The following is a 10,986-nucleotide window of genomic DNA, read 5'->3' as shown; positions in this document are numbered from 1 at the left end:
TTTTTCTTATCACATCTTGAATTCAGGAGGAGTCTTGTTTATAATTGAAGAGAAATGATCACAAGTTAAGGAGAAGGCCATGAACGAGACCATTAAGACACAACTCAATCACCGCAGCATCCGTCAATTTAAACCTCTAGCTTTGACACAGGAAGAAGTTGACCTTCTGGTTGATGTTGCCAGACATACGGCAACTAGTAATTTTAGGCAATCCTATTCGATTATCAGTATTACTGATCAAAAATTGAAGGAAGAAATTGCTGAAATTGCGAATCAGCCTTATATTCCAAATGCTGGGCATCTTTTTGTATTTGTTGTAGACCAAAGACGTAATACTTTGATTGCAGAGGCAAAGGGTGCTGATGCCTTTGTGCAAGGTAGTCCCGAACGCTTTATCTCAGCCTTTTCGGATGCAATGATTGCTGCTCAAAATGTGGTAGTAGCTGCTGAGAGTTTAGGTATGGGAACAGTTTACTTGGGGAGTATCTTGAATGATAATGCCAAGCTTTCGGAGCTTCTCAAACTTCCAAAGTATGTCTATCCTGCAGTAGGCCTAGCAGTTGGTTGGCCAGATCAGGAACCACAGCTAAAACCTCGTTTGCCACGTCACGTCATCCATATGGAAAATTATTATCAGGATTTAGAAAATCCTTTAGAGGAGCTAAAAGATTACGACGCTGAAGTCCATGAGTATTACGACCTACGCGATCTCAATAATAGGGTTGATGAATTTACGACTCAGATTGCTAAGACCATGGATAAATCCGTTGCCAATCGTGCTAATACCTTGAAGGATCTTCAAAAGCAGGGATTTTTCATCGACTAAAAAAACGACTCCCATAAGAGTCGTTCTACAAATCGAATAGTGTCATAGAGGAAAGGAACTCATTTGCTAGTTCCTTTTTTTCATATTCTAAAAACTCCGGCCGTTTCTTGACTAGGTTGTAACGCTTGGAGAGGTTCCATGTTCCAGTAGGATTGAGTTCAGGGTGATTGGAAACAAAGTCAATGGTTAAGTCCCATTCTCGTCGGTATCCAAGAGGACGCGAGTGATAGGTTACACCGTCAATAGTTACTGTCCCATAACTGCGGTGGGCATGACCAAAAACAACATCTTTAACACCATGTTTGACGAAAATCTGATGGAATTGTTCAGATCCCAAATAAGCGTTAAAAGGTTTAAAACGTTCGTGCGTCATGGTGAAACGGCTATGAGGAACAAAATGCATGGCAACTATAAGGTTACGAGTGTTTAATTTACTTAAGATATTATCTAGCTTCTTGAGACTAGTTTGACAGATTTCCGGATCAGTACCTAAACGCTTAAGTCGTCGATCGAACCAAAGTTGTTTCTTACGTTTAAAAATCTTATCCAATTTTTCATCAGAATAGGAATAATCATACCACCCGTGAAAAGCCAATAAGGTCTTACTTCCTAAATCAATCACCTGAAAATCAAGATTATCAATAAGCTCATCATCTAAATCAAGCATATCATGATTGCCTAAATTATAGGTAACCTTGACCGCCTTGGACAGTTTTCGTAGGAAAGGTTTTGTGTCAGCATAATAATGGTTAGAAATATCACCAGCGATATGTAGATGGCTAACTTCTTGATCTTTTAGGCACTTTATTAGAGTATCGATTTCATATGTTTCAAAGTGATTCAAATCAATATGTAAATCACTCATTACCGCAAGTCTTGTCATAAAAACATTGTAACAAAAAGGTTAAGGCTTGTCTCTAAATGAAGATGATGGAAAATACTTGCCCTTGGACTACATTTTCATTATGATAAGAATATGGATATCAAGTTAGAAATACAAAAGATGGCCAAGGAAATTGGCATCTCAAAAATTGGTTTTACAACCGCTGATGATTTTGCCTATCTGGAGAAATCCCTTCGACTTGGAGTCGAAGAAGGGCGGACAACAGGGTTTGAACATAAAAATATTGAAGAGCGTATTTATCCTAAGTTGACCTTAGAATCAGCTAAAACCATCATTTCCATTGCAGTTGCTTATCCTCATAAGTTGCCGCAACAGCCCCAAAAAACAGAATTTAAGCGGGGCAAAATCACTCCAAATTCATGGGGCCTAGATTATCACTATGTTTTGCAGGACAAACTAAAACGTCTGGCAGAAGGTATTGAAAAACTGACGGAAAACTTCGAATATAAAGGTATGGTAGATACTGGAGCCTTGGTCGATACAGCTGTGGCCAAGCGAGCTGGAATAGGCTTTATCGGAAAGAATGGACTAGTGATTTCAAAAGAATACGGCTCCTACATGTATCTCGGTGAGCTTATCACTAATCTAGAGATAGAACCTGATCATGAAGTAGACTATGGTTGTGGGGATTGCCGTCGTTGTCTGGATGCCTGTCCGACATCTTGTCTCATTGGCGATGGGACTATGAATGCCCGTCGTTGCCTATCCTTCCAAACCCAAGATAAGGGGATGATGGATATGGAGTTTCGAAAGAAGATAAAGACTGTTATCTATGGTTGCGACATTTGTCAGATTTCCTGTCCATATAACAGAGGTATCGACAATCCACTGGCTTCAGATATTGATCCTGAGCTTGCCATGCCCGAATTGCTTCCATTTCTTGAGCTGAGCAACAAATCCTTCAAGGAGAAATTTGGGATGATTGCCGGATCTTGGCGAGGGAAGAATATTCTTCAACGTAATGCCATTATTGCCTTGGCTAACCTTCATGATCGCAATGCTATTGTCAAACTGATGGAGATTATCGATAAGAATAATAATCCCATTCACACGGCAACTGCCATTTGGGCTCTCGGAGAGATTGTTAAGAAGCCTGATGAGGCTATGTTAGACTATATGCGGAATCTTTCACCTAAGGATGAAGAATCCCAAGCCGAGTGGGAACTTGTGTGTGCAAAATGGCAAATTTAAGTGATTTATGCTAGAATTAAGCATAATACTATAAAATGGAGGAAACCTATCCATGGAAGTGGCAGAAATTCGCCAAAAAATCTCTGAAAATCAAGAGAAGCTCGTGAGCTTCGGGAGGTCTCTTTGACTTAGATCGTTTGGAAGAGGACATTGCGCTCCTTGAAAACCGAATGACTGAGCCAGATTTTTGGAATGATAATATTGCAGCTCAAAAAACTTCACAAGAGTTAAATGAGCTCAAAATGAAATACGAAACTTTCAACAATATGCAAGAACTCTCTGATGAAACAGAGCTTTATTTAGAAATGTTGGAAGAAGATGATAGTGTTCAAGAAGAGCTCGAAGAAACGCTCGAAAAACTTGATAAGATTATGACAAGTTACGAGATGACACTGCTCTTGTCTGAACCATATGACCATAACAATGCTATTCTGGAAATTCACCCAGGCTCTGGTGGTACAGAAGCTCAAGACTGGGCTGATATGTTGCTCCGTATGTATCAACGTTATGGAAATGCCAAAGGTTTCAAGGTTGAGACTTTGGATTATCAGGCTGGTGATGAAGCTGGAATCAAATCTGTAACCCTTGCTTTTGAAGGACCTAATGCCTACGGATTCCTCAAGTCAGAAATGGGTGTCCACCGTTTGGTTCGTATTTCACCATTTGACTCTGCCAAACGTCGTCATACCTCATTCACATCTGTGGAAGTTATGCCTGAATTAGATGATACCATTGAAGTTGAAATTCGTGATGATGATATCAAGATGGATACATTCCGTTCAGGTGGTGCTGGTGGTCAGAACGTCAACAAGGTTTCAACTGGTGTGCGTTTGACCCACATTCCAACAGGTATTGTTGTAGCTTCAACGGTTGACCGTACACAATATGGGAACCGTGACCGTGCGATGAAGATGCTTCAAGCTAAACTCTATCAAATGGAGCAAGAAAAGAAAGCAGAAGAAGTGAATGCTTTGAAAGGTGATAAGAAAGAAATCACTTGGGGAAGCCAAATTCGCTCATATGTTTTCACGCCATATACCATGGTTAAAGATCACCGTACAGGCTATGAAGTTGCCCAGGTTGATAAGGTAATGGATGGGGATATTGAAGGCTTCATCGATGCCTACCTCAAGTGGCGTATGGAAGAATAGTAATAACATACTTATTTCAAGTATTAATATACTCTATCTCAATGAAAGGAAGGCGTTCAGCTACTTTAGTAGTTGAATACTGACATTATGGCTCTTATTGAATTAAAAGATGTTACTAAGAAGTATGATAAGTCAACAACAGCCCTTAGACACATTGATTTGTCTGTTAACTCTGGGGAGTTTGTTTACTTAGTCGGCCCTTCTGGTGCTGGTAAATCAAGTTTAATTCGCTTGTTCTACCAAGAAGAAAAATTAACGAGTGGTTCTATGAAGGTTGGAGAGTTTGATTTAACTCGACTTCGTAAGAAAGACGTTCCACTCTTGAGACGTTCCATTGGAGTTGTTTTCCAGGATTATAAACTCCTTCCAAAGAAAACAGCTTTTGAAAATGTTGCTTATGCCATGGAAGTTATTGGTGAGAAACCTCGTCATATCAAGAAACGAGTGGCAGAAGTACTCGAGTTGGTTGGTCTTAAACACAAGATGCGTTCGTTCCCAAATCAATTGTCTGGTGGTGAGCAACAGCGTGTTGCTATTGCGCGTGCTATTGTAAATAATCCAAAAGTTTTGATTGCGGATGAACCAACAGGGAACCTGGACCCAGAAATTTCTTGGGAAATTATGCAGGTCCTTGAACGTATTAACTTGCAAGGGACTACCATTATAATGGCAACCCATAACTCAACTATCGTTAATAACCTTCGTCATCGTGTCGTAGCGATTGAGGAAGGACGTATTGTTCGTGATGAAGAGGAAGGAGAGTACGGTTACCATGATTAGACGCTTTTTCCGCCATTTAGGAGAATCTATTAAGAATCTCAAACGTAATTTGTTGTCGACACTTACGGCAGTATTTTCGGTAATGATTGTTCTTTCACTTTTAGGTGTCTTTGGCTCTGTTATCTTAAATACACAGAAATTGGCTTCAGATATTGAAAAGAACATTCAGGTCAATGTCTATTTGGATCCAGATTCATCAGATGCCTCGAAAACAGTCAAGGAACTTTCTGGACAGATTGTTGCTAATAAAGACTACCATAAGATTTATGATGCTTTGACCAAAATCAAAGGTGTAGATAAGGTTACCTTCTCTAGCAAAGAAGAACAAAAGAAACAACTCATTGAAACAATGGGGTCAAGTTTCGAAACAGCGACAGGGGATGCTAACCCACTATCTGATGTTTACATCGTTCAAACGAAATCACCAGATGATGTCAGTCGAGTTGCTAAGGAAGCTAAAGCCATTCAGGGCGTTGATAATGCTAACTTTGGTGGGTCAGATACCGAAATTCTGATGTCTACTATGAAACGTGTTCAATTTTGGGGAATCATTGCCACAGCTCTTTTAACGATTGTGGCTGTCCTATTGATTTCAAATACCATCCGTATTACCATTATGTCACGTGCGACTGAAATTCAAATCATGCGTTTGGTAGGTGCTAAGAATTCATATATTCGTCGTCCCTACTTGATGGAAGGTGCTTGGATTGGAGCACTTGGTGCCATCATTCCTTCTGGGCTCATTTATCTTTTGTATCACATGGTTTACTCATCTTTGAATCCAGATTTTGTCAAAGGTGGTATTTCGATGTATGATCCAGAGTGGTTTGTCTATGCAGTTATCGGAACCCTTTTCGCAGTCGGTATTATTATCGGTTCGATTGGGTCACGTATGGCAATGCGTCGTTATTTGAAATACTAAGAGATTAAAGGAGGACCAATTTGGTTCTCTTTTTGTTTGTCTGGATATTCAGAAAAGCAGATTTTTAACTATATCTCAAAATCGTCTGCTCAAAGCCCAAATCCAATCCCATATTTGGTATAATATTTAAAAAACATTGGAAAAGAGATGCATTATGACAAAGTTAGCTACCATTTGTTATATTGACAATGGAAAGGAGCTTTTGCTCCTACATCGTAATAAAAAGCCTAATGATGTTCATGAAGGAAAGTGGATTTCTGTCGGGGGAAAACTAGAAGCTGGAGAGACACCAGATGAATGTGCTCGTCGTGAAATTCTCGAGGAAACACATTTTACAGTGACTGAGATGGATTTTAAAGGTATGATTACCTTCCCAGAATTTACCCCTGGTCATGATTGGTACACCTATGTCTTTAAGGTAACTGGTTTTGAAGGAGAACTCATCTCAGATGAGGAGTCTCGTGAAGGAACGCTTGAATGGGTACCATATGATGAGGTCTTATCTAAACCAACTTGGGAAGGTGACTATGAGATTTTTAAGTGGATCCTTGAAGATAGACCATTCTTCTCTGCAAAATTTAGCTACGATCGGAACCAGAACTTGGTAGATAAAACTGTAACATTTTATGATAAATAGGGAGGAACTATGAAGCGTAAAAAAACAGAAAATTTTTCAGAAACATGGTTTTTTAAGTGGATATTGAATAATCAGGCTGTCGTAGCTTTTTTCATCTTACTTTTGATTGGTTTGACGGTTTTGATTTTTACCAAGATTAGTCCCATTTTTTCACCCGTCATCCAGTTTATGACCATTATTATGTTGCCATTGGTTATTTCCATGCTCCTTTATTATTTAATAAAACCTTTGGTACTACTTGTAGAAAGAACTGGACTAAACCGAACCATGTCAATCTTGGTCATTTACGCAATTCTTGGCTTGCTCTTGGTTTGGGGGATTTCAACAGCTATTCCAAGCTTACAAAATCAAATTTTGATCTTGATACGAAATGCACCATCATATATTGCACGTGCCAATAGTGAAACGGAACGTTGGATTAATCTGCCTATTCTTTCTAACTTCCATGGTGATTTAGAGTCCATGCTTAGTGATTTCTCAGCGAGAATGGTCAATTATGCTGAGAACTTTTCTTCATCGGCTTTGACATGGGTTGGAACTTTTGCGAGCACAGTAGCAAGGGTGACAGTAGCTATCATTTTGGCACCTTTCATTCTCTTCTACCTTTTAAGAGATAGCCAAAAGATGAAACATAGCTTTGTCTCAGCCTTACCAACTCGCTTTCGTGAAACTACTGTTCGTATGCTTTCAGATATTAATAGTCAGCTCGAAGGGTATGTTCAAGGCCAGGTTACAGTCGCTATTGTCGTTGCCATTATGTTCTGTATTATGTTTAAGATTGTAGGTCTTCGATATGGTATGACTTTTGGTATTATGGCAGGTTTTCTAAACATGGTTCCTTATCTAGGAAGTTTTCTTGCTATGGTACCAGTTGTAATCATGGGACTGGTGCAAGGACCTGCTATGCTGATCAAGGTCCTCATTATTTTTGTCATTGAGCAAACTATTGAAGGACGTTTTGTTTCTCCACTTGTTTTGGGAAATAAACTAAGCATTCACCCTATTACCATTATGTTTATTCTCTTGACAGCAGGATCTCTTTACGGTGTGTGGGGTGTCCTATTAGGGATTCCAATCTATGCATCTGTCAAGGTTGTTGTTAGAGAGATTTTTGATTGGTACCGTTCTGTAAGTAATCTTTATCAAGATGATCTAGAAAATGAAGGGCAAAAAGACGATGTTAAATAGTGAAAAAATGGTTGCCTCTATTGGAAACCAAGATTTAGACCACGCAGACAAATATTTAAAAAAAGCTTTACGAGAAGATCCTGCAGAGGTTCTTGTTGAGTTGGGCCAATATCTAGAGTCTATTGGTTTCTTACCACAGGCACAGGAAATTTACGAAAAAGTTCGTTTTGATTTTCCAGAGGTTAATGTCAATCTAGCACAAATTGCAGCCGAAGATGGCGATATTGAAGAGGCCTTTCTTTATTTGGATGCCATACCTGAAGACTCTGACGACTATTTGTCTGCTTTAATTGTAAAGGCAGACCTCTATCAAATGGAGGGCTTAACTGATGTGGCACGTGATAAGTTGTTGGAGGCAAGTCAACTATCAGATGACTCATTGATTATTTTTGGTTTGGCTGAAATGGAATTTGAACTTGGAAATTTTGAACAAGCTATTCAATACTATGCTAAATTGGATAATCGTGACCTCCTGGCAATGACTGGCGTTTCTACTTATGAACGCATTGGTAAGGCTTATGCCAGTCTAGGTAAGTTTGAAGCTGCTCGTGAATTTTTGGAAAAAGCTATTGAAATTGAATACGATGATACCATTGCTTTTGAGTTAGCTACTTTGCTCTATGATCAAGAAGAGTATCAAAAAGCTAATTTTTACTTTAAGCAGATAGAAACCATGTCTGCTGACTTCGAGGGTTATGAGTATTTTTACGCCTTGTCCTTACATGCAGAACATAAAACTGAAGAAGCATTACGTATGGTACAACAAGGGATTTCAAAAAATGCTTTTGATGTTCAATTACTTTTGTTAGCATCACAGTTATCCTACGAGTTGCATGACACTCAATCTGCTGAATCTTATCTGAAGCAAGCCTTACCACTCGCTGAGGACCAAGATGAGATTGTTCTACGTTTAAGTACTCTCTATTTAGAAGAAGAACGTTACGAGGATCTGGTAGCTTTAGCCGATTACGAAGTTGATTCTGTTTTGGCTCGCTGGAACATTGCCAAGGCCTACCAAGCACTTGATGATGAAGAAGAAGCTTTTCAAATCTATCAAGATTTGGCTACAGATTTATCTGAAAATCCTGAATTCCTCCATGATTATGCATATATCCTGCGTGAATTTGGTTACAGAGATCAGGCGCGTGCAACAGCAGAAAAATACCTCGCTTTAGTTCCAGATGATGTCAATATGCAAACATTTCTTGAGGATTATTAAGCTGCGAAAGGCTTTAATCCTTGGTTTAAAGAGAGGGAGAGATACATTGAGCTTGCTCACTCCCTCTTTTTTTATTTCTCTATTTATGTTATGATTTTATTAGAACCCATAAGGAGTAAGTATGGTTAAGAGAGATTTAATTCGAAATATTATCATAGCAGTTCTTGCCATTGTAGTGATTTTGTTGTTGAGAGCTTTTGTCTTTTCAACACACCGTGTGACTGAAGATCAGGCGAATGACTATATTCACGCTGGTGATTATGTTACTTTCAATAAAAACGTTGAACCTCAGAAAAAAGATTTTATTCTTTATACAGTTAATGGCAAGGAATATATTGGACGTGTTATTGCTGATGAGGGCAAGAGCGTGACAGCTATGGATGATTTCCTTTATGTCAATGATAAGTCAGTTGACGAAGCCTATATTAGCAAGGATAAATCAGCTTATTTGGCGACAGTTTCACCTGGAAACTTCTTCACTGATGATTTTTCCATTGCAACATTGACAGATAATAAACAAACTAAGATTGAAAAGGGTCAATATCTTGTACTGAACGATAACCGTCGTAATACAGATGATAGTCGTAAGTTTGGTCTTATTGAAAAGGACCAAATTAAAGGTGTTATCTCTTTCAGATTGTATCCTCTATCACGTTTTGGTTTCGTTGATGTCGATTAATATTTCAATACTACTAAAAAAGCTAGGAACTTTTGACAAGTTTCTAGCTTTTTTTTGCGAATAAATTGGTGAAGGTTTATTTTAAGACTTTATGATGCTGATAGTTTCATCGTCTTAAAATGAATCAGCAGAAATTGTAAGTAGAAAAGGAAATTAAGATGCAATTAGGATTTCATTTTGGATTTAAGAAAAGCAAAGCTTATGGACTGTGCGGTGTTATGCTAGCAATCTTATTTTTAGGCATGTCTGGTCACTCGGCTAAAGCAGATGAAATGTTATCACCAACTGACACATCTTCAACTTTGAAAGAAAGTACAGAGAATCACGAGGCGAGTTATTCTGAAGTAGGAGTACACGATAATTCAACGAGTCAAATGAATCTACAAAGTGAAAAGGTATTAGAGGAGGAGCAAACAAGTCTGGCAGATTCTTCAAAAATAGCTGTCTTAACCAATAGTTCTGTGACCACAAGCTCTTATCAAGAGGCAAGTGATCTTAGCGAAATTGATCAGAATCAAAGTCAATTTCTTAGTGCCATTAAGCAAGGAGCTATGGATGGAGCCAAGGAAGGAGTTCTTCCCTCTATTACGGCAGCACAAGCTATCCTAGAAAGTGGTTGGGGAAGCTCTGAACTTGCTAAGGCTCCCAACAATAATCTTTTTGGCATTAAGGATTCAGAGGACTGGAATGGAGAAATAGTAACTGTACCTACACAGGAATATGTTAATGGTGACTATATCACCGTCAATGCAGCTTTTCGAAAATATACCTCATGGAATGATAGCGTAGTAGACCATGCAAAATTTTTCACGAGTACCGAGTGGCGAAAAAACAATTACCGAAAAGTTGTGAATGAAACAGATTATCGCGTTGCGGCTCAGGAACTGAAGAATGCAGGATATGCGACAGATCCAAGTTATCCCGGAAAACTTATCTCTTTGATTGAAGCCTATAAACTTTATGAATGGGATGCATTGAGCAATACGACCAACTCCGTCCTAGAAAATGAAGGAGTAGAGAGCCAAAATCCCAAAGCCGACCTTGCTATCACTGGTCTCTACAATGCTACTGGTAGCTATGATCTTGTCATTTCAAACTTGGTTGCCCCACGAGGTTTTAAAGAAGTCTTGGTTCCAACCTGGTCAGAAAAGAATGGTCAAGATGATATCATCTGGTACAAGGCAGCTAAGCAAGCTAATGGAGACTATAAGGTAACCGTTCGTTCAAGCAACCATAAGGGTGATACCGGTCTGTATAATTCCCATGTCTATTTGGTTGACAATGATGGTAGATACATTGGCCTAGGTGGCAAACAAGTGACACTTGATATTACTAAGACTCAAGGAACCTTAACTATTGCTAACAATGATAAAAATCGTGGAACCTTTGATGTTCTTATCACCAATCTGACAAATCCAAGTGGTATTTCAGGTGTGGTAATCCCAGTCTGGTCTGAACAAAATGGTCAGGATGATCTTGTTTGGCATAA

Annotated in this window: 11 protein-coding genes; 10 read left to right on the top strand and 1 reads right to left on the bottom strand. The window is 38.9% G+C overall.

The window, feature by feature from the left end:
* Nucleotides 1–79 precede the first annotated feature (79 nt).
* The gene (locus HMPREF2979_RS08880; RefSeq protein WP_070656303.1) at nt 80–826 is read left to right on the top strand and encodes an NADPH-dependent oxidoreductase; all 747 of its coding nucleotides are present in this window, start codon (nt 80–82) and stop codon (nt 824–826) included.
* A gap of 25 nt (nt 827–851) precedes the next feature.
* On the opposite strand, the gene HMPREF2979_RS08875 is transcribed toward HMPREF2979_RS08880, so the two are convergent.
* The gene (locus HMPREF2979_RS08875) at nt 852–1,709 is read right to left on the bottom strand and encodes a metallophosphoesterase (RefSeq protein ID WP_048790814.1); all 858 of its coding nucleotides are present in this window, start codon (nt 1,707–1,709) and stop codon (nt 852–854) included.
* Nucleotides 1,710–1,802: 93 nt separating this feature from the next.
* Between HMPREF2979_RS08875 and queG the strand changes: the two genes are divergently transcribed.
* The 9 genes from queG to HMPREF2979_RS08830 all read left to right on the top strand — a co-directional run.
* Nucleotides 1,803–2,921: a tRNA epoxyqueuosine(34) reductase QueG gene (gene queG / locus HMPREF2979_RS08870; RefSeq protein ID WP_070656299.1), complete on the top strand. Its 1,119-nt coding sequence runs from the start codon at nt 1,803–1,805 to the stop codon at nt 2,919–2,921.
* A gap of 52 nt (nt 2,922–2,973) precedes the next feature.
* A protein-coding gene (gene prfB, locus HMPREF2979_RS08865) for a peptide chain release factor 2 (RefSeq protein WP_096833329.1) occupies nt 2,974–4,072 on the top strand; the annotation gives its coding sequence in 2 pieces (ribosomal slippage) (nt 2,974–3,045 and nt 3,047–4,072; 1,098 coding nt in all).
* An 87-nt stretch (nt 4,073–4,159) separates the two neighbouring features.
* Entirely contained in the window at nt 4,160–4,852 is a 693-nt protein-coding gene (ftsE, locus tag HMPREF2979_RS08860) for a cell division ATP-binding protein FtsE (protein ID WP_002885005.1), read from the top strand.
* Nucleotides 4,845–5,774 carry a permease-like cell division protein FtsX gene (gene ftsX / locus HMPREF2979_RS08855; protein ID WP_003092823.1) on the top strand — a complete coding sequence of 310 codons (930 nt, stop codon included), beginning with the start codon at nt 4,845–4,847 and terminating at the stop codon, nt 5,772–5,774. Before ftsE ends, ftsX begins: the two co-directional genes overlap by 8 nt.
* Before the next feature lie 154 nt (nt 5,775–5,928).
* A complete protein-coding gene (locus HMPREF2979_RS08850; RefSeq protein WP_037597740.1) occupies nt 5,929–6,411 on the top strand; it encodes an NUDIX hydrolase in 483 nt (160 codons plus the stop codon).
* A gap of 9 nt (nt 6,412–6,420) precedes the next feature.
* Nucleotides 6,421–7,599 (top strand): AI-2E family transporter, encoded by a 1,179-nt coding sequence (locus HMPREF2979_RS08845; RefSeq protein ID WP_064524802.1) that lies wholly within the window; start codon nt 6,421–6,423, stop codon nt 7,597–7,599.
* Nucleotides 7,589–8,818 (top strand): tetratricopeptide repeat protein, encoded by a 1,230-nt coding sequence (locus tag HMPREF2979_RS08840; protein ID WP_070656297.1) that lies wholly within the window; start codon nt 7,589–7,591, stop codon nt 8,816–8,818. Before HMPREF2979_RS08845 ends, HMPREF2979_RS08840 begins: the two co-directional genes overlap by 11 nt.
* Before the next feature lie 121 nt (nt 8,819–8,939).
* Complete coding sequence (lepB, locus tag HMPREF2979_RS08835; RefSeq protein ID WP_070656294.1) at nt 8,940–9,497, top strand: signal peptidase I; 558 nt, start codon at nt 8,940–8,942, stop codon at nt 9,495–9,497.
* A 158-nt stretch (nt 9,498–9,655) separates the two neighbouring features.
* A partial coding sequence (locus tag HMPREF2979_RS08830; protein ID WP_186821190.1) for a GBS Bsp-like repeat-containing protein occupies nt 9,656–10,986 on the top strand: 1,331 nt, incomplete at its 3' end.

It is taken from the genome of Streptococcus sp. HMSC078H12 (assembly GCF_001814615.1).
Taxonomy (GTDB): domain Bacteria; phylum Bacillota; class Bacilli; order Lactobacillales; family Streptococcaceae; genus Streptococcus; species Streptococcus salivarius_F.
The sequence above is the reverse complement of the archived record's forward strand: the minus strand, read 5'-3'. Positions and strand labels throughout refer to the sequence as shown.

Coding starts and splice junctions, on each gene's coding strand:
- lepB (WP_070656294.1), top strand. CDS start 8,940: ATGGTTAAGAGAGATTTAATTCGAAATATTATCATAGCAGTTCTTGCC.
- queG (WP_070656299.1), top strand. CDS start 1,803: ATGGATATCAAGTTAGAAATACAAAAGATGGCCAAGGAAATTGGCATC.
- HMPREF2979_RS08880 (WP_070656303.1), top strand. CDS start 80: ATGAACGAGACCATTAAGACACAACTCAATCACCGCAGCATCCGTCAA.
- HMPREF2979_RS08850 (WP_037597740.1), top strand. CDS start 5,929: ATGACAAAGTTAGCTACCATTTGTTATATTGACAATGGAAAGGAGCTT.
- HMPREF2979_RS08840 (WP_070656297.1), top strand. CDS start 7,589: ATGTTAAATAGTGAAAAAATGGTTGCCTCTATTGGAAACCAAGATTTA.
- ftsX (WP_003092823.1), top strand. CDS start 4,845: ATGATTAGACGCTTTTTCCGCCATTTAGGAGAATCTATTAAGAATCTC.
- HMPREF2979_RS08875 (WP_048790814.1), bottom strand. CDS start 1,709: ATGACAAGACTTGCGGTAATGAGTGATTTACATATTGATTTGAATCAC.
- ftsE (WP_002885005.1), top strand. CDS start 4,160: ATGGCTCTTATTGAATTAAAAGATGTTACTAAGAAGTATGATAAGTCA.
- HMPREF2979_RS08845 (WP_064524802.1), top strand. CDS start 6,421: ATGAAGCGTAAAAAAACAGAAAATTTTTCAGAAACATGGTTTTTTAAG.